The sequence below is a fragment of the Shewanella sp. AS1 genome (assembly GCF_021412565.1).
In the GTDB taxonomy this organism is placed as follows: domain Bacteria; phylum Pseudomonadota; class Gammaproteobacteria; order Enterobacterales; family Shewanellaceae; genus Shewanella.
This window is the reverse complement of sequence record NZ_JAKCLJ010000003.1, coordinates 1-24892: the sequence shown is the minus strand read 5'-3', so window position 1 is coordinate 24892 and position 24892 is coordinate 1. Positions and strand designations below refer to the sequence as shown.

General features: G+C 47.0%; 23 protein-coding genes and 1 tRNA gene. 13 read left to right on the top strand and 11 right to left on the bottom strand.

From position 1 onward, the window contains the following. Window positions 1–52: 52 nt before the first annotated feature. From LZP69_RS06020 to LZP69_RS05980, 9 genes are all read right to left on the bottom strand, one after another. On the bottom strand, window positions 53–1381 hold the full coding sequence (locus tag LZP69_RS06020) for an anti-phage deoxyguanosine triphosphatase (protein WP_234199298.1): 1329 nt from the start codon (window positions 1379–1381) through the stop codon (window positions 53–55). A gap of 53 nt (window positions 1382–1434) precedes the next feature. Next, window positions 1435–2022, bottom strand: coding sequence for a 5'-deoxynucleotidase (gene yfbR, locus LZP69_RS06015; protein ID WP_234199297.1), 588 nt, complete (start codon window positions 2020–2022; stop codon window positions 1435–1437). Window positions 2023–2166: 144 nt separating this feature from the next. After that, window positions 2167–3381 (bottom strand): pyridoxal phosphate-dependent aminotransferase, encoded by a 1215-nt coding sequence (locus LZP69_RS06010; RefSeq protein WP_234199296.1) that lies wholly within the window; start codon window positions 3379–3381, stop codon window positions 2167–2169. Window positions 3382–3632: 251 nt separating this feature from the next. Beyond that, a complete protein-coding gene (gene efp / locus LZP69_RS06005; RefSeq protein ID WP_234199295.1) occupies window positions 3633–4193 on the bottom strand; it encodes an elongation factor P in 561 nt (186 codons plus the stop codon). 41 nt (window positions 4194–4234) lie between these two features. Next, window positions 4235–5437, bottom strand: a complete 1203-nt coding sequence (gene earP / locus LZP69_RS06000) for an elongation factor P maturation arginine rhamnosyltransferase EarP (RefSeq protein ID WP_442800669.1) — start codon at window positions 5435–5437, stop codon at window positions 4235–4237. 73 nt (window positions 5438–5510) lie between these two features. Further along, complete coding sequence (fldA, locus tag LZP69_RS05995; RefSeq protein ID WP_234199293.1) at window positions 5511–6038, bottom strand: flavodoxin FldA; 528 nt, start codon at window positions 6036–6038, stop codon at window positions 5511–5513. Between the two features lie 50 nt (window positions 6039–6088). Then, window positions 6089–6361, bottom strand: a complete 273-nt coding sequence (gene ybfE / locus LZP69_RS05990) for a LexA regulated protein (RefSeq protein WP_234199292.1) — start codon at window positions 6359–6361, stop codon at window positions 6089–6091. Between the two features lie 12 nt (window positions 6362–6373). Further along, window positions 6374–6595 carry a DUF2788 domain-containing protein gene (locus tag LZP69_RS05985; protein ID WP_234199291.1) on the bottom strand — a complete coding sequence of 74 codons (222 nt, stop codon included), beginning with the start codon at window positions 6593–6595 and terminating at the stop codon, window positions 6374–6376. 163 nt (window positions 6596–6758) lie between these two features. Then, a complete protein-coding gene (locus LZP69_RS05980) occupies window positions 6759–7544 on the bottom strand; it encodes an alpha/beta fold hydrolase (RefSeq protein ID WP_234199290.1) in 786 nt (261 codons plus the stop codon). A gap of 281 nt (window positions 7545–7825) precedes the next feature. Between LZP69_RS05980 and seqA the strand changes: the two genes are divergently transcribed. The 4 genes from seqA to LZP69_RS05960 all read left to right on the top strand — a co-directional run bounded on the left by seqA (window position 7826) and on the right by LZP69_RS05960 (window position 11574). Then, window positions 7826–8386, top strand: coding sequence for a replication initiation negative regulator SeqA (seqA, locus tag LZP69_RS05975; RefSeq protein WP_234199289.1), 561 nt, complete (start codon window positions 7826–7828; stop codon window positions 8384–8386). A gap of 89 nt (window positions 8387–8475) precedes the next feature. Then, window positions 8476–10143, top strand: coding sequence for a phosphoglucomutase (alpha-D-glucose-1,6-bisphosphate-dependent) (gene pgm, locus LZP69_RS05970; RefSeq protein WP_234199288.1), 1668 nt, complete (start codon window positions 8476–8478; stop codon window positions 10141–10143). A gap of 149 nt (window positions 10144–10292) precedes the next feature. After that, window positions 10293–11027, top strand: coding sequence for an alpha/beta hydrolase (locus tag LZP69_RS05965; protein WP_234199287.1), 735 nt, complete (start codon window positions 10293–10295; stop codon window positions 11025–11027). A gap of 85 nt (window positions 11028–11112) precedes the next feature. Further along, window positions 11113–11574, top strand: a complete 462-nt coding sequence (locus LZP69_RS05960) for an OsmC family protein (protein ID WP_234199286.1) — start codon at window positions 11113–11115, stop codon at window positions 11572–11574. A 116-nt stretch (window positions 11575–11690) separates the two neighbouring features. Here LZP69_RS05960 and msrA read toward each other — a convergent pair whose 3' ends face one another. Beyond that, on the bottom strand, window positions 11691–12170 hold the full coding sequence (msrA, locus tag LZP69_RS05955; RefSeq protein WP_234199285.1) for a peptide-methionine (S)-S-oxide reductase MsrA: 480 nt from the start codon (window positions 12168–12170) through the stop codon (window positions 11691–11693). Between the two features lie 300 nt (window positions 12171–12470). Between msrA and astE the strand changes: the two genes are divergently transcribed. The 9 genes from astE to LZP69_RS05910 all read left to right on the top strand — a co-directional run bounded on the left by astE (window position 12471) and on the right by LZP69_RS05910 (window position 23756). Next, window positions 12471–13517 (top strand): succinylglutamate desuccinylase, encoded by a 1047-nt coding sequence (gene astE, locus LZP69_RS05950; RefSeq protein WP_234199284.1) that lies wholly within the window; start codon window positions 12471–12473, stop codon window positions 13515–13517. Between the two features lie 183 nt (window positions 13518–13700). Continuing rightward, window positions 13701–14879 carry a thiamine pyrophosphate-dependent dehydrogenase E1 component subunit alpha gene (locus tag LZP69_RS05945; RefSeq protein ID WP_234199283.1) on the top strand — a complete coding sequence of 393 codons (1179 nt, stop codon included), beginning with the start codon at window positions 13701–13703 and terminating at the stop codon, window positions 14877–14879. A gap of 2 nt (window positions 14880–14881) precedes the next feature. Continuing rightward, on the top strand, window positions 14882–15859 hold the full coding sequence (locus LZP69_RS05940; protein WP_234199282.1) for an alpha-ketoacid dehydrogenase subunit beta: 978 nt from the start codon (window positions 14882–14884) through the stop codon (window positions 15857–15859). Between the two features lie 11 nt (window positions 15860–15870). Then, window positions 15871–17451, top strand: coding sequence for a dihydrolipoyllysine-residue acetyltransferase (locus tag LZP69_RS05935; RefSeq protein ID WP_234199281.1), 1581 nt, complete (start codon window positions 15871–15873; stop codon window positions 17449–17451). Window positions 17452–17574: 123 nt separating this feature from the next. Further along, the gene (nadA, locus tag LZP69_RS05930) at window positions 17575–18642 is read left to right on the top strand and encodes a quinolinate synthase NadA (RefSeq protein WP_234199280.1); all 1068 of its coding nucleotides are present in this window, start codon (window positions 17575–17577) and stop codon (window positions 18640–18642) included. Between the two features lie 250 nt (window positions 18643–18892). Next, window positions 18893–18980 (top strand) — tRNA-Ser (locus LZP69_RS05925). A gap of 478 nt (window positions 18981–19458) precedes the next feature. Then, window positions 19459–20436, top strand: a complete 978-nt coding sequence (locus LZP69_RS05920; RefSeq protein ID WP_234199279.1) for a hypothetical protein — start codon at window positions 19459–19461, stop codon at window positions 20434–20436. 226 nt (window positions 20437–20662) lie between these two features. Continuing rightward, window positions 20663–21664, top strand: a complete 1002-nt coding sequence (locus LZP69_RS05915) for a family 43 glycosylhydrolase (protein ID WP_234199278.1) — start codon at window positions 20663–20665, stop codon at window positions 21662–21664. 235 nt (window positions 21665–21899) lie between these two features. Next, complete coding sequence (locus tag LZP69_RS05910) at window positions 21900–23756, top strand: cation:proton antiporter domain-containing protein (protein WP_234199277.1); 1857 nt, start codon at window positions 21900–21902, stop codon at window positions 23754–23756. A 66-nt stretch (window positions 23757–23822) separates the two neighbouring features. On the opposite strand, the gene LZP69_RS05905 is transcribed toward LZP69_RS05910, so the two are convergent. Next, window positions 23823–24377 (bottom strand): DUF3750 domain-containing protein, encoded by a 555-nt coding sequence (locus tag LZP69_RS05905; RefSeq protein WP_234199276.1) that lies wholly within the window; start codon window positions 24375–24377, stop codon window positions 23823–23825. Window positions 24378–24892: the final 515 nt, after the last annotated feature.

Sequence of the window (24892 nt, the reverse complement as noted above, 5' to 3'; positions counted from 1 at the left end):
TTGCTTTTTGTGTTGTTCAGTTAGCTTATTTACAGCATTTTGTAGTTGTGCCTTATTGCAACTCGATAAGTGAATTGGTGCGGGCACTAAAAAGATGTTGATGTAACCTGGCGGCAAATTCATCTGTCATCCCGGAAATATAATCGGCTATGACTCTGAGTTCATTGCAGCCGTTTTGCTGTGCTGCCAGCCAACGCTCCTGGGTGTTGAGTGGTAACAAACGCTGTGGATCGGAGGCAAAGGCCTCAAACAGCTCCATCACTATCTGTTGCCCCTTATATTCGAGCATCTGGATCTCAGGTTTACGGATCACCCGCTTATAGACAAATTGCTTCAGTGTGTTGAGCGCATCTTTAAAGCCAGGTTCTAAGACGGCGTTATAACGCAGAAGTGGCTCATTAAATTCACTGTCTTCTTCAATAATGATGGCGGTGACAAAGCCATTGACTAAGGTGCCTATGGCATCTTTGCGCTGGTGATGCTCACAGGAAAACAGTTTAGTGCCGATAGTGGCGCATTCCGCCGCTATCCAGGGATCGCTATTGTCCTTAAGCAGATGGGCCACATCTTGCTGCCACATACTCTCAGTGACTATACCCATCACAATTGCATCTTCGAGATCGTGTATCGCGTAGGCGATATCATCGGCAAGCTCCATAATGGAGCAGTCTAATGACTTGTGCTGGGTACGCTTATGTTGATTGGACTCTAGGCTGTGGGCCGAGATAAAACGGGTTTTGTCCGCAGCCTGGAGTGGGGCAAGCACCCAATCTAAGATGGCATTGTCTTCATCATAGATCCCTTTTACCGGTTGCCATTGGGCCGGTTTTAGCTGGCGGTAACTGTCCACCTCTGGCCGTGGCGGGGATTGATACAGCCGAGAGTGGCATGCTGGGTATTTTAAGATCCCAAGTAGGGTGCGCCGACAAAGGTTCATGCCGTGATTCTGGGTATAAGGTTCCAGCGCGGTTAAGATTCTGAAGGTTTGGCCATTGCCTTCAAATCCGCCATCACTTCGCATCATATAGTTGAGTGCGACTTCGCCGCCGTGGCCGAAGGGGGGGTGACCAATATCGTGTGCCAGACAGAGGGATTCTATCAGGCTCATCGAGTCTAGCAGTGGCTGCTGCGCTGGGTATTTCTGTTTTAGTTGAGCGCAGATCCCGGTACCAATTTGCGACACCTCGAGGGAGTGAGTTAAACGGGTGCGGTAGAAATCGTTCATACCGACCCCCAGCACCTGAGTCTTGGCCTGTAAGCGTCTGAAGGCTGCCGAGTGCAGAATTCTTGCCCTGTCTCTCTGATAGGGGCTGCGGTGATCGTTACGGCGCTGTTTATCCTGTTCGCTCAGCTGCCTTTCATGCCATGGATTATCCGTCATTTACACTCCTTATAACGCTTAGATACCCTCTTAAGCCTCAGCTGTATCATTGGCTAGAGCAGCCGATTGATATCGTCTAGGTTGAGTTCGAAACTGGGAACAAAATTGTCCATAAAATATTTCACAGCAGGATCGGGGTTTTTATGGAGAGAATCGAGGAGTCGTTTCTTAGCCGTCTTAAACTCCAGATTGCCAGCACTCTCTTCCTCTAAACACTTGAGATAGGCGGCTATGGTATCAGCCGACTTAACTACCTGTTTATAATCATTATCTATATGGTCGCTGATCAAAAGGCTCTGATAATCGTGTTTAAACTCATCGGGCACCATTTCGAGTAAACGATTTTCCGCTATGGATTCAATTTTTTTGTACTCAGCCTCTATCTCTTTATTGAAATATTTGACCGGGGTAGGGAGATCGCCTGTGAGGACTTCGCTGGCATCGTGAAAAATGGCGATTGTAGCAGCGCGCTCGGCATTGAGTTGGCCAGCAAACTTTCGGTTCCCGATCACCACTAACACATGGGCTACCATGGCGACCTGCAGTGAGTGTTCCTGCACGTTTTCGCGGCGCACATTATACATTAGCGGCCAGCGTTGGATCAGTTTCATACGGGCTAGATGGGCAAATAAATGGCTCATGATCTCATCAGTAATGGCAAGTGGTGAGATTAGATTAACATAGCCTCGAAGCGATGAAATAGGCTGATGAAAATAAAAAAGCGATCCTGATGATCGCTCTTTTATTGGGCTAAATTGTGGTGAATTCAGATTTTATTGGGGATGCTACTGGCTGTATGTCGATAAAAAGTCGCCAAATTCGTGTAACGCCTTCTCTAAATCTTCCTTATAAGGTAAGAAAACCACTCGTAGATGATCCGGCTCTGGCCAGTTAAAGGCTGTGCCCTGAACTAAGAGGATCTTCTTCTCCTTGAGCAAGTCCAGCACAAGACGCTCATCGTCACGCAGATTGAATTTCTTCATATCCAGTTTAGGGAAGGCGTACAGGGCGCCTTTAGGTTTCTTACAGGAAACCCCAGGGATCTGATTTAATAGCTCATAACAGGTATCACGCTGGATCTTTAATCGTCCTTCAGAGGCAACCAGTGTCTTAATGCTCTGGTATCCACCCAGGGCTGTCTGAATGGCGTGTTGATTAGGCACGTTGGCACACAGACGCATGGAAGCCAGCATGTCCAATCCCTCGATGTAACTCTTAGCGGCTTTGAGATTACCCGAGAGCATCATCCAGCCGACACGAAACCCTGCGGCGCGATAGGACTTCGACAGGCCATTGAAGGTCACAGTGAGAATATCATCGGACAGGGTCGCAGAGGGGATATGCACGGCATCATCGTAGAGAATTTTATCGTAGATCTCGTCGCTAAACAGGATGAGATCGTGCTGACGGCACAGTTCGATGATCTCCAGCAGGAGCTCTTTTGAATACACAGCCCCCGTTGGGTTATTGGGGTTGATCAGCACAATACCTCGGGTACGACTAGTAATTTTTGATTTGATATCATCAATATCTGGAAACCAGTCCGACTCTTCATCACAGCGATAATGCTGCGCCTTGCCACCAGAGAGGTGCACGGCTGCGGTCCAGAGGGGGTAATCGGGTGAGGGCACAAGTACTTCATCATCGCTGTTGAGCAGCCCCTGCATCGCCATGACGATGAGTTCAGACACACCGTTACCTATGTAGATATCTTCAATATCCACCCCAAATAATCCCTGGCTCTGATAATGCTGCACGATCGCCTTACGGGCAGAGAACAAGCCCTTGGATTCGCAATAACCCTGGGCACTGGGAAGGTTTAAGATCACGTCTCTGACTATCTCTTCCGGCGCCTCAAAACCAAAGGGGGCTGGATTGCCGATATTGAGCTTGAGGATGCGATGGCCTTCATCTTCGAGGCGTCTGGCTTCTTTGTGTACAGGGCCTCGAATGTCATAACAAACGGTATCGAGTTTATTGGACTTGATAATAGGGCGCATCTTTACCTCATCAATGCAGGGGTGCTTAAGAGAGGGAACAATATCGAAAATTCAGGGGTTTTAAAAGCACTATCATGATAAAAAAGGTGTAAAAACAGAATAAAATACTGATTATATAACTTGAGGATAGCCTTGCTTGGCGTGTTTGTTTGCTTTTTATGTTAGTTTTAGGGTTTTACTCTTTTTATTTTGTGTGGAGCAAATAAAAAAGCCAGCAACACGGCTGGCTTTTTTTATCGCGAAATGAGGGATTAAGCGCGTTTTTTGAATTCGTGAGTACGGGTATCGATCTCAATCAGATCGCCAGTTTTAACGAAGTCGGCAACGCTTAAGGTCGCGCCACCAGCGATAGTGGCTGGCTTCATCACTTTGCCTGAAGTATCGCCACGAGCAGAAGGCTCGGTGTAGGTCACTTCACGTACTACAGTCGTTGGTAATTCAACAGAGATAGCCTTACCTTCGTAGAAAGTCACTTGGCACTGCTCTTCCATACCGTCAACGATATAAGCTGCTGCATCACCTAGGTTGTCCGCTTCAACATCATATTGGTTGTAATCAGCATCCATGAAAACATACATAGGATCGGCAAAGTAAGAATAGGTACAATCCAAGCGATCAAGAATGATATCTTCCATCTTGTCATCACCCTTGAAGGTGGTTTCAGTAGAAGATTCTTGAAGTAGGTTTTTCAGTTTCATCTTAACGATAGCCGCATTACGGCCAGAGCGAGTTGTTTCAGTTTTTTGAACAACCCATGGGCTGCCATCTAACATGATCACGTTTCCTGGACGGATTTCATGAGCAGTTTTCATTTTACTATTCCTATATGAGGTTTTTATATCAACGCAGTATCTTAGCTATTTTCGACGAATTGGACTAGTCGAGATGCAAGATCTGCGTCATTTAATGCAAAAATTGACCACTGCTTTGCATGTTCCAGCAGTGATTTGTTGGCAATGCCAACTTGCTTCCAAGCAGGGATGATTGTGTCAGTTCCATCCTGGTTGAACGCGAAATTCAGTGTTGCCCAACTAGCTGCAACGTCAGGGGCTAGATTATGACAATAAAGTGCGATAAAGGCTCGTAATTTTATCAGGTGGTAGTCATCTTCCTGAGGATAAATATGCCAGATGAAGGGTTTTGCCGCCCATTGAGCGCGCAAAAACGAGTCTTCACCACGAACAATATTGAAATCACAGCTCCATAACAGCCGATCGAACCCTTGTTGATCTGTCATGGGCAGTATGTGCAGGGTAAGTTTGTTATGGCGATAGCTATCGCCTGGCTTAACACTGTCGAGCTCTGGCAGCCAAGCCTTAAGGCTGTTCAAGCTTCGTCCCATGGGGAGAAGGGCATGGATTTTATTGCCTGACTTTGAGTTTGTATCTATGTGTGAGCCTGAGTCTTGCCAGTGCCGGCACAGTGCATCCAAAGCGGGTGATTCATAACTGAAGATGCTGATCACTGTGTCTTCATCATCAATCCCCTGTAAGCCTAAGCGGTCAAACAGTTGCCTGCGGTTGTCAGGATTTTTTTGCCAGGCATCGCGCTGCTTGAACAGTGCTTTTTCACAGATAACTCCGCCGGTTTTAGCGGTAAAGCCAGGAAAATAAAAATATTTCTTGATCCCGCTGGGTTGCATTGAGAGCAAACCATGACAGCCATCGACCCAATCCTCAGCGCTTAAGTATTCAAGATTGAGCCACACAGGCACGCTGCGATTTTGTCTGTGCATACTGTTGATGGTTTCAAGCACTATATCGGGCAACTGGCATGCAAAGGCTTCGATCAGCACTGCACCGGGGAGATAATCAAGATCTAAAGGGGTGTTCCACTGTTTGATAGTGACATCATAGAAACACTGGATTGTTTGCTTAGGATTAAGCTCAGGCAGAATATGGGAGAAGCTGTGCAGATCATCGACCCAAAGATTCACCTGAATCTGGTATTCAATCGCCAGCTGTTTGGCTAAACGCCAGGTCACGCCTATATCGCCGTAGTTATCGACGACGGTGCAAAAAATATCCCAGTGCTGCTGTGTGCTGCGTGATTTTATCATCTAGATACTTGCCTAAAAAAAGCGGCTGATTGCCGCTTTTTTATTCTCCCTGCCTCTTGTTAGGCTGGGATTAGTCTTCAAGCTCGGCTAAACACATCTCTTCATAGATCTGCTTTACCCAAGCATCGACGCGCTCTTCGGTCAGTTCTGGTTGACGATCTTCATCAATACCTAAGCCAACGAAGTGTTTGTCACCGGCCATGCCTTTGGAGGCTTCGAAATCGTAGCCTTCTGTTGGCCAGTGACCAATGACGACCGCGCCGCGCGCTTCGACAATTTCATTGACCATGCCCATGGCATCGAGGAAGTACTCAGCATAGTCTTCCTGATCACCACAACCGAAAATGGCAACGAGTTTGCCGTCAAAGTCGATCTGTTCTAGCTCAGGGAAGAAGTCATCCCAGTCACACTGGGCTTCGCCGTAATACCAGGTCGGGATCCCAAATAGCAGTAGATCGTATTCTGCGATCTCCTCTTTGGTGCTTTTGGCGATATCTTTCACATCGACCATCTTTTTACCCAGTTTTTTCTGGATCATCTTGGCGACAGCTTCAGTGTTACCCGTATCACTACCGAAAAAAAGACCTACAGTTGCCATTGTCTTTCCTTTATTTAATTCATTCACTATTGCTCAATTTTACAAGGTTTTCAGCTGGTGACTTCTTGTTGCAAAATCGATTCGATTAATTGGCTGCGGCTGATGTTACTGGCCAAAGCCTTTTCATTCAAGGCGTCATATAAATCTTGTGACACCTTTAACTCAATTCGTCTCAAACCGTTGGCTCTGTCGCGTTGGATCTGATTACGTTTGTTGACCTTAAGTTGTTGCTCTCTGGGTAGCGGATTGCTGCGAGGGCGACCTCGACGTTTTTCAGTAGCAAACAGGTCTATTGTTGTTCTATCTGATGATTCTTTTGCCATTGAAATACTATTTTAACCTATGCCTGAACCTTCCCAGGAGATCTGTATCAATCCCTTGGCGACAAACCCAGCGCAGCCTAGAAACAGTACTAACCATACAATATAACGACCAAACTTAGGCACATTTCCCTGTTTTAGTACATCATGTATCGCCATACCAATAAAGAAAAAGAGCGATGCATAGAAGAGATCCAGACCGATCGATTCTATCAGCTCTATATGCTGAGATAACATTCCCGCGTTTCCTCAGGTAAAAAATGAGGCGCGAATATATCACAGTTACCCTTTGCCTGCTATACGATTTACACCCAGAATGCGACAAAATTCCCCAGGCGAATTGGCACAAATTTTATTCTATCGTCGTCGATTTAATCTTTATCTTTAATAGCATAAATGCTTATTGGTGATTTGCGATAAATTCGCCGACCAGACGATTAAAGACGGCGGGTTTCTGCGCGTGCAGCCAGTGTCCGGCACCCGCGAGACTCTTGGCCTGAATCGCGGGAAACTGACTGACAAACGCCTGGGTGTGGGCAGCCTGAACATAGTCTGAGTCTGCGCCGCGAATGCAGAGACTCGGACCCCCATAGGATTTTCCCGATCCCCCCAATTCCCAGCCAATTAATTTGTCGTAACTGGCCTCAAGCGCCTTTATATTCATGCGCCAGCTAAAGCCGGTTTGCTCTCTTTTGAGGTTTTTGAGCAGAAACTGCGCCGTTCCTTCATCTATGCCGGCATCGAGCAGCTGGGATAGGGCCTGCGCTCGATTGCTTAATTGCGCGGGGTCTAACTGGTTTAATGCTGCAAATACAATGTGATGCCTGGGAGGATAGGCAACCGGGGCGATATCGGCCACCACCAGACTCTTGACATATTGGGGATAGAGCAGGGCCGTTGCCATGGCAATTTTACCGCCCATGGAGTGACCGACAAAATGCGCCTGCGCTATCTTCAGGCGCCCTAGCAGGTCAACCACAGCCTTGGCCAGACTGGGATAATCCATCTCTGCCCAGTGGGGACTATTGCCGTGATTGGGCACATCGAGACGCAATACCTGATGCTCTTCTAAGGTGTTAGCTAATGCCTTTAGATTATCCAGATCGCCAAACAGACCGTGGATCAGCACCACACAGGTTTTTGCTTCGCAGTTGGGCGTTGAGAGCTGATAATTGAGGAGTGACATGAGATTTGCAAATAATGAGTTTGGTTAAATTGTGCCTGTAAGTGGCGAAAAATAACAGGTAAAAGCCGGAGTCTTTTCCTGTCTGAGCGGATTTTGTCCAAACGGTAATTAATTTGTTGATCTTGTGGCGATCTGACACAAATATCGAGCGATCGCTCTTTATTCATGGCTGTAAATTGGCATACACTGGCAAGATTGCAACTGATCCTTAAGATTAGCTTTACCATTGAGGGATCGAATAATAACAAGTTGATTTTCACTGCCTAAGGAAGCATCTCGCCATGAAATATATTGAGGTCGATGAAGAACTATACCGCCATATTGCAAGTAAAACCGAGCACATCGGAGAGAGTGCTTCAGATATTTTGCGTCGTTTACTTGGCTTAGATGTTGAAACTCAACCAGTCGCAACACCATCCCATATCAGCCAGCCAGGCAGTGAAAATGTCAGTGTTGATCAGGCGAATGCCAGAGTAAGTGCTAGCGCAGTAAAGGTCTCATTGGCTTCATCTATCGAGACGCTGATCAATCCTGAATTACTGGCACAACAAAAAGGGGCGGTTGGCCGTTTCCTCTACTGTTTAGAAGCGGTTTATCAGGCCTTGCCTCATCAGTTCGACCAGGTGCTACAGGTACAGGGGCGCGACAGACTTTATTTCGCCACTTCGAAAGAGTCCTTGTTAAAGGCGAGCCAGTCGGCCAATCCAAAAGAAATAGGAAACAGCGGTTTCTGGGTCACCACCAACAATAACACGGCTAAGAAACGCACCATTTTCGGCGAGGTGTTAAGCCAGTTTGGCGTCGATGCCGAGCAGATTGAAAAAGTGGTTGCAAGCATCTAATCCCTATTGTTAAGGGCTAAATGAATAGAAAACGCTAATAGAAAAACACAAATAGAAAAAATAAGAGAAAACAATAAAAGGAGTTAGCTTTGGCGCTTGATAAACGAGCAGGGCAAGTGGCCCAACAAAAGGATTTGACCAATATTCCCAAACTCATGAGTCACTATTACAGGCTCTCGCCGGATGTCACTCAAGAAGATCAAAGGGTGAGTTTCGGTACTTCGGGTCACCGTGGCTGCGCCTATAATAAAAGTTTTAATGAGAAACACATACTGGCGATCGTTCAGGCTGTGGTCGACTATCGTCAGGGCGCCGCTATTACGGGCCCCATGATAGTGGGCTTGGATACCCATGCGCTGTCTCAGGCTGCTTATGTAACGGCTTTAGAGGTGCTGACAGCCAATGGGATCACTGTTTTAGTCGCCGATAATGATGAGTTCACTCCAACGCCTGTGGTATCTCAGGCGATCGTACGTGCTAATCGTCCAGCGAATGTAAGTCAAGTTTCAGGACTGACCGATGGGTTGATCATCACTCCTTCTCACAATCCCCCTCAGGATGGCGGCATAAAATATAATCCACCCCACGGCGGACCTGCCGAAGGGGAGATCACCAAGTGGATCGAGAACCGCGCTAACGACTACCTTGCCAGGCAGTTAGAAGGGGTAAAGCGCCTCAATTTCGGCGTTGCGCAAAATACCAGCTTGATAGTGCCAACGGATCTGATGTCGACTTATATTGATTCCCTCGGCGATGTCATTGATATGCAGGCGATCAGCAAGGCTGACATACGTATCGGTGTCGATCCTCTAGGCGGCTCGGGGATCCATTACTGGGAGAAGATAGCCAGTCGATATAATCTCAATATTGAACTGGTTAATGACAGGGTCGATCCTACCTTCAGTTTTATGACCTTAGATAAAGACGGCAAGATCCGTATGGATTGTTCATCGCCCTATGCCATGGCTGGCCTGCTTGAGCGCCAGGATGACTTTGACCTCTGTGTGGGTAACGATCCCGATTACGATCGCCATGGCATCGTCTGCCCAGGTTTTGGTTTGATGAACCCCAATCATTATCTGGCGGTGGCCATCGAATATCTGCTTAGTCACAGACCCCTATGGTCAAAGGATCTCATCATAGGTAAAACCTTGGTCTCCAGCGCCATGATAGACAGAGTCTGTCAGGAGCAGGGGCGTACGATGTGCGAAGTACCCGTCGGCTTTAAGTGGTTTGTTGATGGGTTGGCAGATGCTAGCTTTGCCTTTGGCGGTGAAGAGAGCGCAGGTGCGGCTTTCCTGCAGCGTGACGGCCAAACCTGGTGTACAGATAAGGATGGCTTTATTTTGGCACTGCTCGCCGCCGAGATCTTGGCCGTGACAGGCAAAAGCCCTGCTGTGCTTTATCAGGAGATGGTTGAGCGCCATGGTGAGAGTTTTTATCGCCGTATCGACAGTCCGGTCAAACCTAAGCGTAAGGCTAAATTCAATCAGCTAGTAGCCAATGAGATAAATCTCTCACAGCTTGGGCTAACGCAACTGGCCGGTGATGCGGTCGATGCTGTGCTAACCCAGGCGCCCGGCAATCTAGCCGCTATTGGGGGTATTAAGGTCAGTACGGCTAACGCCTGGTTTGCGGCGCGGCCATCGGGCACTGAGGCGCTGTTCAAACTCTATGGCGAAAGTTTTGTCAGCGAGCAGCATCTTGAGCAGGTGTTAAATGATGCGCAAACCATGATAGAGAATCTGCTCGCTTAGTCAGATTGGTAAGTTTTAGACTCGTCTTCATACTTCCATTTTTACGCTGTATTCTGATTTTTTAAGGCCTTTGATGATGACCTCGTTTTGGGCCTTAAACCCATATTCTTATTTCTATCGTGGTTAATTTCAGCATAAGCAGGAGCACAATGAAGCTTTTACATGGACTGTTTATCCTTTTGGCTGTTTGCACCAAGCTACAGGCCGAGACATTGTTTGACGAGGCCAGGGACAGATCTATTCCCATCGAGATAACTCAGCCTAGCGGGCATAACTGCAGCGCAGCCAAGCCCTGTCCTGTGGCATTTGTCAGTGCAGGTTATGGCATGGCTCATACTCAATATGGATTTATGACAGCGACCCTCAGTCGCCTGGGGTATCTGGTTATTGCCATCGGCCATGAACTGCCGCAGGATCCGCCATTGGCAGTAAGCGGCGATCTCTTTGTTAATCGCAGCGAAAATTGGCAGCGCGGTGCACAGACCTTGGCATTTGTGCAGCAGAATTTGTCATCAACTTACCCAAATTTCGATTTTAATCATCTGCTGCTTGTAGGGCATTCCAATGGTGGTGATATTTCTGTCTGGCTTGCTGCTGAGGGCGTAGATTATGTTAAGCAGATCATCACTCTGGACAATCGCCGTGTGCCATTGCCTCGAGACAGTCAGATAAAGGTGTTGTCGATCCGCGCCGGAGATTTTCCTGCGGATAATGGTGTGCTGCCCACACAGAAAGAGCGGGAAGACTTTCCTATCTGCGTGGTAACACTCAATGATGCCAGACATAATGATATGTCGGATCTCGGGCCTGCTTGGCTTAGGAGCAAGATTTCACAGCTGGTCGAGTCTTTTATCAATGAGCCAGAATGTGAGGCATTGTTATAATATTCGCCACGTGCCATCTAGCTGTTTTTGGGCATTTTGATTTTTGTATTTGTGTATGTTTTAGCTAATGAGATTAGGAGAAACCATGTCTGACTATCAAGCTGTGGTGAAATGGCAGCGTCAGGCCGATGAGCCATTTAGCGACAACCGTTATAGCCGCGCTCATGTGTGGCAATTTGATGGTGGTGTCGAGGTGCCTGCATCGGCATCGCCTCAGGTGGTGGCGCTGCCTTATTCGGTCGCGGAAAATGTCGATCCAGAAGAGGCTCTGGTTGCCGCACTTTCGAGCTGTCATATGTTGACCTTTCTCTCTATCGCGGCCAAGAAACAGTATGTGATCGACGGTTATATTGATGAGGCCCTTGGTGTCATGTCTCAGGATGAGCAGGGGCGTTTCTGGGTCAGCAAGGTGACGCTGCGTCCGCAAATCCGCTTTGCCGATGACAGAGCACCGACAGAGGCTCAGCTTGAGAAGATGCATCACATAGCTCACGAAAACTGCTTTATCGCCAATTCAGTCAAGACAGAGATAGTGATTGAGTCGTAGGCCAAAGCTTAACAAACGGGAACGGATACAAAAACGCGAATGCTAAAAAGGGATCCACAAAAGCAAAGAGCCGGCAAATAACCGGCTCTTTTCTTGGCGCAATGCGATAGTGATCCCTAATAGGTCAGATGACAGCTGGGCAGGTTATTCTTCTCCAGATAGTTCTGGTGATACTCTTCGGCTGGATAAAAGGGCATGGCAGGCACCACCTCTGTGACTATCTGACGTATTCCCCAGCGACCACTGCGGGCAAGCTTGAGTTTAGATTGTTCGGCAATGGCTTTCTGATCTTTATCGTGAAAGAAGATGCAACTACGGTATTGATGGCCAATATCGCCCCCTTGCATATTAAGCATAGTGGGATTGTGATTAGTCCAGAAAACCGCAAGTAACTGCTCATAATCGACTCTGGTTTCATCATATTCAACCTGTACTACCTCGGCATGGCCGGTAGCGCCTTTCTTGACCTGCTCATAGACGGCGGTTTTGGCATCGCCACCCATATAACCCGAGGTGGCTTTGGTGACTCCCTCGATTTGTTTAAAGAAATATTCAACGCCCCAAAAACATCCCGCACCAAAGGTCGCTAAAGCCATTTTTACCTCTCCATGACTCAAGATAAGTGATAGTTGCTCGCCAGTCTCTTGGTTTCAATATTTTTCAAGTAGACGGCTAGATGTCCGTATTGTGTCCTTTCGTTGATGTGAATGCAAGGGGAAAAAATGCCTCAGATTCGGGACTCAATAGATGTCTTTAAGCAGAAGTGTTAGTATCCCCAGCAGTTTAAATAGAGCAATAAGCTAGCTTATTAAGTCTTTAATGGTGTTAAGGAATGAGCGCTTAATTTGTGTGGCGTCATTGCCAGCCATCATTTGTTGAGTATAGGGAGTACTTTCGTGTCATCGAAGTCAAATCCATTGAAGGATTTTTTACAATATACACTGGCTAATCCGCAGTTTATCCCCGAGCCTTTCTCTTTTTCTATTGGCCATCATACTCATGTCGAGGTTTGGGATACCGGGGTGATAATGTTCGAGCCGCGAACAATGCCCCCAAGCCAGGCGGTGAAAAACCTCATACTGTCATCGGCTGTCCATGGCAATGAAACCGCGCCCATTGAGCTGTGTAATACCTTTATCAGTGACTTATTGGCCGGTAAGTTAGTCACTCAGCACAGGCTACTGTTTCTGTTTGGTAATCCCATGGCAATTATCGAAAACACCCGCTTCGTGGAAGAAAATTTAAATCGACTGTTTAGCGGTGCGCATTCAAAAGGCGAGGGGCTGGTTAACTATGAGCGGCGCCGGGCAAAATCGCTGGAGAGGCATGTGGCGCGCTTTTTTGAGCAAGCCTATCCTGGCTCACCGAGATTGCATTACGATCTGCATACAGCGATACGTGGCTCTAAACATGAGAAATTCGCTATCTACCCCTATCGTGAAGGGAAGGCATACAGCGGTGAGCAATTGATGTTTTTAGCCGCTTGCGGCATCAATACGGTGCTGTTCCATCATGAGCCGACAACCACCTTCAGTTATTTTTCATCCCATTATTATCAGGCAGACGCTTTCACCATCGAATTAGGTAAGGTGATGCCGATGGGAGAGAACGACATGACACGTTTTACCGCCTTAAAGCAGACGCTAACAGCACTTATTAGCCATCCCACTATAGAATTGCCTGATTTTGATGCTGAGGAGTTGGAGCTGTTTCAAGTACATCGCTCAATTAATAAACGCAGCGATGATTTTGCCTTTACCTTTAGCAAGGATGTCGAGAATTTTACCGAGTTTTCCCACGGCCACGTGTTGGCCATAGATGGGGGGGAGGAGATAAAGGTCGACACAAGTGTGGAGGCGATCGTCTTTCCCAACGCGAATGTGCCCGTGGGACAGCGGACTGTGCTATGTTTAGTGCCTGCAAAAGGATACAGCATAAGCTGACTTATGCGTCAGTTTGTAAAGCAAAATATACATCAAGCAATCAGGCTACTTATGGGGCTAAGGCACCTTAAGGTTGCGACTGAGTTTACCTTAACGTAATTTTATGGCGCTTAGTGAAAAGAGATGATCGATTTTGTTCGATTATCATAGATAACAAGAAAACTCAGCTGATAAGAGAATAGTATGAGCAACGCAACAAGTACGACAGAGACTGTCCATCGTGTCAGTTTTCTCGATAAAGATTCATTATCGATCCCAATCTTGAAAGTGTTACAAGCCGATGGCACCACTTACGACAAGGCGGTGTTACCTGCGATCGATAAGGCGTTAGCCGAAAAAATTTATGATGCTTGCGTATTTACGCGAGTGCTCGATGAGCGGATGCTAGGCGCGCAGCGTCAAGGACGCATCAGCTTTTACATGACCTGTATCGGTGAAGAAGCGGCCGTTGTGGGCAGTGTTGCTGCATTTGATGACGAAGACGTTATCCTTGCGCAATACCGTGAACATGCGGCACTGCGTTACCGTGGTTTTACCACCGAACAGTTTATGAACCAGATGTTCAGTAATGAAAAGGATTTAGGCAAAGGTCGCCAGATGCCAATCCACTACGGTTCTAGCGCATTGCACTATCAAACCATCTCATCGCCGTTGGCCACTCAGATCCCTCAAGCCGCTGGTGTAGGTTACAGCCTGAAGATGCAAGGTAAACGCAACATAGCTGTGTGTTACTTTGGTGAAGGCGCCGCCTCGGAAGGGGATTTCCATGCCGGTATGAATATGGCTGCCGTGCTCAAATCACCCACCATCTTCTTCTGCCGCAACAACGGTTATGCTATCTCAACCCCGACTACAGAGCAGTTTGCCGGTAACGGTATTGCTAGCCGTGGTGTGGGTTATGGTATGCACACTATCCGTGTCGACGGCAACGATATGTTGGCTGTACTGGCCGCAACTCAGCAGGCTCGCGCCTATGCGCTAGAGCACAATGCACCCGTCTTGATTGAAGCTATGACCTACCGTCTGGGCGCTCACTCTTCATCGGACGATCCATCTGGCTACCGCTCAAAAGAGGAAGAGGCCAAGTGGAAGCAGCACGATCCAGTTCAACGCTTCAAACTGTGGATGATCAACAAAGGCTGGTTGTCTGAGAGTGACGATCAGGCCCTGTATGAGAAGTACCGTCAGGAAGTGTTAGCGGCGGTAAAAGTGGCAGAGAAGCTGGATGTTTGTCATGTCGATGAGATCATCAGCGATGTTTATGATCAACCAACGCCTCGCCTGCAAAAACAGCTGGCAGAACTAAAACAGCACATCAAAAAGTATCCAGAGTCCTATCCAAAAAGCGCAGGGAGAATATAAACGTGGCCAAGATCAATATGTTACAAGCCATTAATGATGCCTTGACTATCGCAATGGAAACCGACGAAAAGGCTGTGGTATTTGGCGAAGATGTGGGACATTTTGGTGGTGTATTCCGCGCGACATCAGGATTACAACAAAAGTTTGGTCGTGAGCGTTGTTTTAACACCCCCCTGACCGAACAAGGCATTGCCGGTTTTGCCAATGGTTTAGCCTCAAATGGCATGACGGCTATCGCCGAAATTCAGTTTGCCGATTATATTTTCCCGGCAATTGACCAGATAGTGAACGAGTCAGCCAAATTCAGATACCGCAGTGGTAACGAATTTAATGTTGGTGGCATTACTTACCGTACCCCTTATGGCGGCGGCATTGCTGGTGGCCATTACCATTCTCAGTCTCCAGAAGCATACTTTACTCAGACTGCGGGTCTTAAAGTGGTTGTGCCACGTAACGCCTATCAGGCAAAAGGTTTACTGTTAGCCTCTATCCGTGATGAAAACCCAGTGGTCTTCTTCGAGCCTAAGCGTCTTTACCGTGCCAGTGTTGGCGAAGTGCCTGAAGAGGCCTATGAGATTGAACTTGGCAAGGCGGAAGTAGTGAAAGAGGGCACGGATATTACTCTGCTGGCTTGGGGCGCTCAGATGGAGATCATCGAAGATGCGGCCAATCGCGCCGAGAAAGAGGGGATCTCTTGTGAGGTGATCGACCTGCGTACCTTAGCCCCCTGGGATGTGGAAACCGTGGTTGCCTCTGTGAAGAAAACCGGTCGTTTACTGATCAACCATGAAGCACCATTAACTGGCGGCTTTGCTGGCGAGATCGCCGCAACCGTTCAGGAAGAGTGTTTCCTCTACCTTGAATCACCCATTAGCCGAGTGTGTGGCTTGGATACACCTTATCCACTGGTACATGAAAAAGAATATATGCCTGATGCGCTTAAGACCTTTGAAGCCATTAAAGCATCGATGAATTATTAGGAGTTTACGGCATGATTAAAGAGTTTATTTTGCCGGATATCGGTGAAGGTGTCATTGAGTGTGAGCTGGTCGAATGGCTGGTGAGTGAAGGGGATACTGTCGTTGAAGATCAGCCTATCGCCGATGTAATGACAGATAAAGCCCTAGTGCAGATCCCGGCGCCACACCCAGGTGTCATCAAAAAACTTCACTATAAAAAAGGTGAGATAGCCAAGGTGCATGCACCGCTTTATAGTGTTGAAATTGATGGTGACGATGATGGCTCATCTAATCAATCAGCAGCTCAGGCTAGTGTGAGTGAAAATAATTCACAGGCTGCGAGTCAAGCCACTCCTGCTGCTAGCGGTAAAGTGATTGAAGAGTTCTTACTGCCCGATATCGGTGAAGGTATCGTCGAGTGTGAACTGGTTGAATGGCTTATCGAAGAGGGCGATATGGTGGTTGAAGATCAACCTATCGCCGATGTGATGACAGATAAGGCGCTGGTTCAGATCCCAGCCATTAAAAACGGCAGAGTTGTAAAACTGCACTACCGTAAGGGCCAGCTGGCTCAGGTGCACAGCCCACTGTTTGCCATCGAAGTGGATTCTGATACCCCAGTAACTGCAGCCCCAGTGCAAGCAGCTGCCGCGGTTGATACGCCTGCCCAGGTTAGTGCATCTGAGCCACAAGTGGCTAAAAATGGCAAGGCTCTAGCCAGCCCTGCAGTACGTCGTCTTGCGCGCAGCTATGACATTAACCTTGCCTTAGTGCCTGGTTCAGGTAAAAACGGTAGGGTGTATAAAGAGGATGTGGAGAAATTCCGCAGTGGTGCTAGCGTGAGCAGCGCGGCGACTGCAGCCTCTGAACCTGTTAAGGCGACTCAGGCTCCAGCGGTTGTGACTGCAGGCGATCGCGTCGAGCCAATTCGCGGTGTGCGTGCTGTGATGGCCAAGATGATGACCGAATCTGTCTCTAGCATTCCACACTTCACTTACTGTGAAGAGCTGGATCTGACCGAGTTGGTGGCGCTGCGTGAATCGATGAAGCAGCGTTATTCGAGCGACGATCTCAAGCTGACCATGATGCCGTTTTTCATGAAGGCGATGTCTCTGGCCCTGACTAAGTTCCCGGATCTAAACAGCCGGGTTAATGACGACTGCACTGAACAGACTTTCCTCGCATCCCATAACATAGGCATGGCGGTAGACTCTAAAGTGGGTCTACTGGTGCCGAATGTTAAGGATGTACAGGCGAAATCTATTCTTGAAGTTGCAGCCGAGATCACCCGTCTGACCAAAGATGCCCGTAGTGGTCGTGTCAGCCCGCAGGATCTTAAGGGTGGTTCTATCTCCATCTCCAATATCGGCGCCTTGGGTGGCACAGTTGCTACACCTATTATCAACAAGCCTGAAGTGGCCATTGTTGCCTTGGGTAAGCTGCAAGTCTTACCAAGATTCAATGCTCAGGGTGAGGTTGAAGCGCGTAAGATAATGCAGGTGAGCTGGTCTGGCGATCACAGAGTGATAGACGGCGGCACAATTGCCAAGTTCTGTAACCTGTGGAAACAGTACCTTGAGCAGCCACAAGAGATGTTGCTGGCAATGCATTAATTGCTAATGCGTGAATGAAGATAATAAAAAAGAGCGCTTAGCGCTCTTTTTTTTATCAGTGGTTAACCTTGTTGCCGGATTTAAGTATAATGCGCTGTATCAGTCGTATTTAATGGTTTTAGCATGAGTCAAGTTGCCCCCAGCATCGAAAATATTCAATATCCATTTCCAGCCAAACCTATCCCGTTAAGTGATGTAGAAAAACAAGCCTATAAGGCGCGCATTAAACAACTGCTTATCGAGAAAGAAGCCGTGTTGGTGGCGCATTATTATACCGATCCTGAGATTCAGGCCTTGGCCGAGGAAACTGGCGGCTGCGTATCTGACTCATTGGAGATGGCGCGTTTTGGACGGGATCATCCTGCTAAAACCTTGATTGTAGCTGGGGTGAAATTTATGGGGGAAACTTCAAAAATTTTAAGCCCGGAAAAAACCGTATTGATGCCAACGCTGGAAGCGACCTGCTCCTTGGATGTCGGTTGTCCTATCGAGACCTTCAGCGCATTTTGCGATGCTCATCCGGATCATACAGTCGTGGTTTATGCTAATACCTCGGCGGCAGTAAAAGCCCGTGCCGACTGGGTGGTGACTTCAAGTATTGCACTGGAAATCGTTGAGCATCTAGATAGCGAAGGGAAGAAGATCATCTGGGGTCCCGATCGTCACCTTGGCAGCTATATTGCGAAACAGACTGGCGCCGATATGCTGATGTGGCAGGGCGAGTGTATTGTGCACGATGAGTTCTCGGCCAAAGCGCTCAAAGATATGAAGGCTGTGTATCCTGATGCGGCCATTTTGGTTCACCCTGAATCACCCGCCAGTGTCGTTGAACTGGCCGATGCGGTGGGCTCCACCAGTCAGCTGATTAAAGCGGCTAAAGAGCTGCCTAATAAGCAACTCATAGTGGCGACCGATAAGGGGATCTTCTTTAAGATGCAGCAGCTAGTGCCTGAAAAAGAGCTGATTGAAGCCCCAACAGGAGGGAATGGCGCCACATGTCGCAGCTGTGCTCACTGTCCTTGGATGGCAATGAATGGCCTTAAAGCCATTGAGCAGGCGCTGCTTAATAATGGTGAGCAGCAGCATGAAATTTTCGTTGATGATACCCTAAGAGAAGATGCGCTTGTACCATTGGATAGAATGCTTAACTTCGCTAAGACGCTTAACATGCAAGTGAAGGGTAATGCTTAGTTTCTAATATTTAGTCTGCGGGAAAAAAGCCGGATAAGCATCTCGATAAATAGCTTGATAACAAAGTTAATCTAAAAGCGTCCTCTGGACGCTTTTTTGTGTCGTTTTTTTTCTCATTGATTCCGCTGGCGAAGAGAGTTGTCTATCTATTATGCAAATGCCTGACTCTTAGGTTTTTTCGCTTGACCCAGTTTAGTGATTTGCGTAAAGTAGCGCCCCGTTACCGCGAGATTATTCGCGTTGACGATTCGGTGAGATGTCCGAGTGGCCGAAGGAGCACGCCTGGAAAGTGTGTATACGGAAACGTATCGAGGGTTCGACTCCCTCTCTCACCGCCACATTTATATGAAGGGGATCAGTGAATGCTGCTCCCCTTTGTTGTTTTAGACGATTTCTGCTCTCGCTATCCAACTAACCCAGCTATCACAACTTCGTCCCCAGCTAACTCCATTTTCTCGATACATCAGGATCGGTGAATTGCCTGCTCAACTTTAAATTTAATCTCTTAACCGCAAATTTGACCACAAATCTATTCTTTCAAGATGCTCATTTCAACCAGGCTTAAACAGCTTGAAAATGCTCCCTGCACTATAATTAAAGCTTATATGCTTTAGCCGATACTTAAGTACCAGTTTCGAGTCTTCTACCTGTAAGAATCGATGTTAAGACTCACAGCGAGAGTGCTAAACAGTTACGCTATCTGAATCATAAGCTCACTGGTTTAGGCCCTAGATTAGGCACAGATTAGCAAATGGTTTAGCCGCTGCTTTAACCAATGAAAGACGGTATCAGCTAAGCGCATGTGGAGATCTCCATATGAAGATTAGCCAACTTAAACGAATCGTCATCACACTGGGATTGATGATTGCAAGCTTTCAATTCGTAAGCTTGGCTATGCCCGCGCCAGTCTCAGCGTCAATGGGTCTGGAGATGGCGCTGGCGTCAGATCTGGAGCAAAGCCAATCTAGCAATCAAACCAGTCTCACACTCTCTGACATTAAAGACCTAGATAGAAGAAAACCTAAGACGAAGAAATCTCCCGCCTACCTAGATTCAGTCGGTAAGATCACTGTTTACCTTACCAACAACAATGAGGTTTTACACTGCTCTGGCACGCTTATTTCTGCCATGCCAGGGCAGGCGAGTAGGGTAGTTAAATCGGCAGGGCACTGTTTTGGTAGTACTGTTACCGGCAAACGATATCAAATTCGCAAAATAAAATGGGAAGTAACGACTAAGCCTGGGGTGCGCATCCTAAAACACCTAACCCTGGAATACTTAGTCTTAGAGGAAGATCTCGCGCTATTGTCATTTAAAGAAAAAATTCCATTTAGGATCGTTAAACCTGCAATATTGGTTAATCTCAATCGCCCGGGTAGTGGTAGAGATCAGGTGATTTACATGATTAACGCAAACTCCAATAATACCGTTATAGCCGCTGGGTTTAGCACATATATCGATAGAATGGATGACAAACACATACTGGCCTATGATAACCGGATAACCAGCAGCAGTTTTACTGATGAAACCATTAACGGCCATGATTTTAGTATTCGCACTGTTTCATTTTCGGGTTCCAGTGGCGGTGCATGTTTACTCAGAGGCGATCTTTCAGAGGCTGGGATAGACAACCCGCGTTCACAGCTTGTTTATCTGGGGACCTTACTGAGTATCAGGCCCGATCATGGCCTATATAAGAATCGATTTTTAGGAATAATAGGTTCACCCTTAACCTTCTTCAAGAGTTTTAATGTGATTGATTTTGAGCGGGTTAACACCCTGAACCGTGAGTAACAAATGCTGAGTATCAATTGGTAAACCTGAATGAAGGGAAGCTATAGGAGTCAATGCTTTCAAATACAGATACGAGGACTGAGTGAGTAAGATCTCAGCGTGTATCGAATCTCTTTATATGGATAAGTTATTAGCATTAAATTTAATCAAATGCAGGACCTTTTGCTTTGAGTTACATTTCAAACACAATATAATCATACAATAATATCAAAATGCAGGTTGAACCATGACAATAGCAACAAATAAGCCGTTAGTAGAGCAGCGCGCCGATCCTTTCGCCTACAAACACAGCGATGGCTACTACTATTTCACCGGCTCTGTACCTACCTATGATCGTATCGAACTTCGAAAATCAACAAGTTTGGCAGGCTTAAAAGATGCCGAAACCGTTGATATTTGGTTTAAACATGAAAGCGGCCCCATGAGTCGTCATATTTGGGCTCCAGAAATCCATTATCTCGACGGCAAGTGGTATATCTATTTTGCGGCTAGCGAAGAGGAAGATATTTGGGCGCTTCGGCCATACGTGCTTGAGTGCCAGGGGCAGGACCCACTTAACGATGAGTGGATTGAGCTGGGCATGATGCAGGCCGCCGATGGCGATAACAAATCCTTTATCGACTTTTCTCTTGATGCGACAATTTTTGAATCTCAGGGTAAGCGTTATTTCTGTTGGGCAGAGAAAACCGGTGGTCAATTTGCCGCATCCAACCTGTATCTGGCGGAAATGGCATCACCCATTAAGCTGAAAACGCCTCAGTTTATGTTAACTACGCCTGATTATGATTGGGAGCGGGTCGATTTTTGGGTCAATGAAGGACCGGCTGTACTGAAACATGAGGGTAAAATTTTTATCACTTTTTCAGCCAGTGCAACCGGCGCCTGTTATTGTATGGGCTACATGGAAGCCGATGAGAATGCGGATCTGCTGGATCGCAATTCATGGAAGAAAACCCGTTATCCCGTACTCGAAACTGACTTTGATAAGAAGATCTACGGCCCAGGCCATAATAGTTTTACCCTGGCTGATGATGGGATCACACCTATGTGTATCTACCATGCCCGTGACTATGAAGCGGCGGTAGGGGATCCAGCTGTGGTTCCTAAGACTGATACCCGACCTTTAGCGGAGATAGTTAAAGATCCACTGTACGACCCAAATCGTCATGCGCGTATGTTAGAAGTGAAATTCGATGCCGATGGCAAACCCATGTTCGAGCTTTATTGATTGAATCATATGTCTTTAAGCTTTACACGGTCATAAGTTTTAATACATTTCCATAAGCTTTAATTCAGAGCCTCGTAATCGCGGGGCTTTTTAATACCTGAATTTTTAATAACTAACTTTTAATAACGAGATTGGCTTAACGTGAAAGGGCGGCGGTAAGTTCCTAACCTCAAATAAATTGGCTATTCTTTCATCTTAGAAATAAGGCGTATCTCCCTTGCCATAAGGAAATGAAATGACTGATATTTTGCTGATCACCTTTGTATTTCTAGTCGCTGGCGTGATTGCCGTTCCTATCGCTTCACGATTCGCTTTGGGTTCTGTGCTGGGCTATCTGCTGGCGGGAATTGTTATCGGTCCACTGCTCTCACTCTTAAATGTGGATGTGAACGCGGTTCAGCACGTGGCCGAGTTTGGCGTGGTGATGATGTTATTTCTGGTAGGGATGGAGCTGCAGCCAAAGCAGCTATGGGAGATGAAATTTCGGCTGATGGGACTTGGTGGGGGTCAGATCATATTCTCAGCCACATTAATCGCCCTGGCAGGGCATCTGTTTGGACTTTCCTGGTCTGCGGCTGTGGCGATAGGTTTGCTGTTTTCATTATCTTCCACCGCGATTGTATTACAGACCCTGGGAGAAAAAGGGCTGATGAAGTGTGACGGTGGTAAGGCATCCTTTGCTGTACTGCTAACACAAGATATTGCCGTCATTCCCATGTTAGTTCTGTTGCCGCTCCTAGCATCGCCCGAATTGGTGCAATCGAGCAGTGCAATCACTCAAACCCATGGATTTAGTCTGGTGGCAGAGTTAAATAGTTGGCAAACGGCGGCCGTCACTGTTGTCGCCATTTTGCTGGTGATATTTGGCGGCAGCTATTTAACTGCGCCGATATTTCGTTTCGTATCCATCGCGAGGCTAAGAGAGCTATTCACTGCCACAGCGTTGATGTTTGTTGTCGGTATCGGTTTGCTCATGTCGTTAGTTGGGTTATCGCCGGCACTCGGCACTTTTCTGGCTGGTGTAGTGCTGGCGAATTCCTCCTATAAACATGAATTAGAATCCAATTTAGAGCCAGTTAAAGGTTTGTTATTAGGTCTGTTTTTTATCACAGTCGGTGCCAGCATCGATTTCAGCCTGCTTAGGGAGCAGTTTGTAAACATAGTCGCGCTGACACTCGGTTTGTACATTATCAAGATAGCTGTGCTATGGCTGATGGCCGCACTCTTCGGTGTCAAAGATGGCGATAGATGGCTCTTAGCGCTGGGGGCTTCTCAGGCTGGGGAGTTTGCCTTCGTGCTCTTGTCCTTTACCCTTGCCAATCATGTTTTACCCTCGTCGTTAACCGATACCTTAATGCTGGTCGTTGCGCTCTCTATGCTAGTTTCGCCGGCGATATTTATTGTCTATGAACGCGTTATCGCTAAGCGGTATACACAGCAGCAGGAAACGACTCAGCCATCGACTATCCCGCCCAGTGATGCCAAGGTCATTATTGCCGGCTCAGGAAGAGTAGGTGGGATAGTCGACAGAATGCTGCGCAGTGCAGGCTTTGCAACAACAGTGATCGATTTTAGTGTCGAACGCCTTGAGGCGCTGGAGCGTTTTCGAGTCACCACCTATTTTGGCGATGCCACCCGTCCCGACATGTTACATGCGGCAGGGATTGATGATGCCAAGTTACTGGTGATTGCAATTGATGATGCCGAGCAAATCTCAAAGATAGTGCAATACGTTAATCAAAATCACTCCCATGTTCATGTGATTGCCAGAGCGGTGGATCGCCACCATGTATATGATTTATATGCTTATGGGTGCCGCGATATCATACGTGAAACCTTTGACAGCAGCCTGCGGATCGGCCGCTCAGCCTTTGAGGCATTAGGCATTCCGAGAGAAAAAGCCGAGCAGATGAAAGATCTGTTTAATGAATATGACAGAAACTCCATGGTTGCTGTGGCAGATGCCTATCGGATAGGTGTGCCAGTCCATGAAAATGAGGCTTATGTACGACGTATTATAGAGATGCGTGACACTTTATTTCCTGAGATGGAAACCAAGATGTGTCAATTGCGTAAGCAGGAGCCTGAATAATTATTTCGATAGACTTTGTACTTAGCAAGGACTCAATTGCTCAATTTATCACATCTTTAATACTATTTAATCGGCATAACCACTACCAATAGCACTGAAGGGCAGTTCTAGGTTTAGTTCAGGCAGTTGTTTTCCAAGCCAAGCAGGGAAGGTGTTACTGTTTGGCCCCGGAAACAGGGTGTATTCATTGGCCCAAGGATATTGAGCGACAAGAGTTTCTATTTTTGGGATAAGTTGTTGTGCTTGCTCACCTTGTATCGAAAGGAGTTTCTCAGGCTTAGCGCCATACCAGTAGCGATCCGGTGTGCGGGTTTTATATTGATACAGTGCGGGTTCGCCGCGATCGACTCGCCAGCCAAGGACCTCATAAACCGTATACTCCTCGGCATCCTGCGGTTTAACGGCCACCCAGGTATGCACAGCAAACCAGCCACGCCAGCTATAGGCATCTGCCGCATAAAACTCTATTACAGCCTGTTTGTTATCTTGGGGATCGGGTGCAAGACCGGCGGGAGCACGGCTTGCAGTGCGCCAGTCATTATTGCTGCAACTTATTAATAATGTGGTAAATATCAGTAAAAACAGCTTAAGGGGATTTCCTAAGTTATGGCTGTTAGTCATCTATATCTCCATAGCTTTCGAATAAGTTATAGCTAATAAGTCACATAGTTCAATCACGTACTAGTAAACCGTTTTTAATGTCGCAATGCCAGTGTTGTATAAGAGAAAACTTGTATGTGCTGGGGAAACGCTATTGTGCTCATGAAAACAAAGATAGACTTTTTACGAGCAGAGTTATCTGCTTGCTAATCTCTCTGTGAGCTAATCATTGGCAATCAAGTGACTCGAATCAAGCCGTGAACAAGAATCTCAATTTAAGTGGAAATTCCCACTTAATATAGATAGCTCACAGGAATGAGAAATTAAGTGGCAGATACATTCTGGCCAATACAAAACAGGCTAATAAAAAGTGAAGATGAAGACTGTCTTATGAGAAGAGTCTTATACGTGTAGTGGTCAACTAAAATTGGCCACGGTTTTGTATTCAAGCCAATATCTTCGCTCTGACTCATTGGGTGTCAGCCCACCGTTATATTGATGTGGTCTCAGCTGACTGTAATACCCCGTCACATATC

Coding starts and splice junctions, on each gene's coding strand:
- LZP69_RS06020 (WP_234199298.1), bottom strand. CDS start 1,381: ATGACGGATAATCCATGGCATGAAAGGCAGCTGAGCGAACAGGATAAA.
- yfbR (WP_234199297.1), bottom strand. CDS start 2,022: ATGAGCCATTTATTTGCCCATCTAGCCCGTATGAAACTGATCCAACGC.
- LZP69_RS06010 (WP_234199296.1), bottom strand. CDS start 3,381: ATGCGCCCTATTATCAAGTCCAATAAACTCGATACCGTTTGTTATGAC.
- efp (WP_234199295.1), bottom strand. CDS start 4,193: ATGAAAACTGCTCATGAAATCCGTCCAGGAAACGTGATCATGTTAGAT.
- fldA (WP_234199293.1), bottom strand. CDS start 6,038: ATGGCAACTGTAGGTCTTTTTTTCGGTAGTGATACGGGTAACACTGAA.
- ybfE (WP_234199292.1), bottom strand. CDS start 6,361: ATGGCAAAAGAATCATCAGATAGAACAACAATAGACCTGTTTGCTACT.
- LZP69_RS05985 (WP_234199291.1), bottom strand. CDS start 6,595: ATGTTATCTCAGCATATAGAGCTGATAGAATCGATCGGTCTGGATCTC.
- LZP69_RS05980 (WP_234199290.1), bottom strand. CDS start 7,544: ATGTCACTCCTCAATTATCAGCTCTCAACGCCCAACTGCGAAGCAAAA.
- seqA (WP_234199289.1), top strand. CDS start 7,826: ATGAAATATATTGAGGTCGATGAAGAACTATACCGCCATATTGCAAGT.
- LZP69_RS05965 (WP_234199287.1), top strand. CDS start 10,293: ATGAAGCTTTTACATGGACTGTTTATCCTTTTGGCTGTTTGCACCAAG.
- LZP69_RS05960 (WP_234199286.1), top strand. CDS start 11,113: ATGTCTGACTATCAAGCTGTGGTGAAATGGCAGCGTCAGGCCGATGAG.
- msrA (WP_234199285.1), bottom strand. CDS start 12,170: ATGGCTTTAGCGACCTTTGGTGCGGGATGTTTTTGGGGCGTTGAATAT.
- LZP69_RS05945 (WP_234199283.1), top strand. CDS start 13,701: ATGAGCAACGCAACAAGTACGACAGAGACTGTCCATCGTGTCAGTTTT.
- LZP69_RS05935 (WP_234199281.1), top strand. CDS start 15,871: ATGATTAAAGAGTTTATTTTGCCGGATATCGGTGAAGGTGTCATTGAG.
- nadA (WP_234199280.1), top strand. CDS start 17,575: ATGAGTCAAGTTGCCCCCAGCATCGAAAATATTCAATATCCATTTCCA.
- LZP69_RS05920 (WP_234199279.1), top strand. CDS start 19,459: ATGAAGATTAGCCAACTTAAACGAATCGTCATCACACTGGGATTGATG.
- LZP69_RS05915 (WP_234199278.1), top strand. CDS start 20,663: ATGACAATAGCAACAAATAAGCCGTTAGTAGAGCAGCGCGCCGATCCT.
- LZP69_RS05910 (WP_234199277.1), top strand. CDS start 21,900: ATGACTGATATTTTGCTGATCACCTTTGTATTTCTAGTCGCTGGCGTG.
- LZP69_RS05905 (WP_234199276.1), bottom strand. CDS start 24,377: ATGACTAACAGCCATAACTTAGGAAATCCCCTTAAGCTGTTTTTACTG.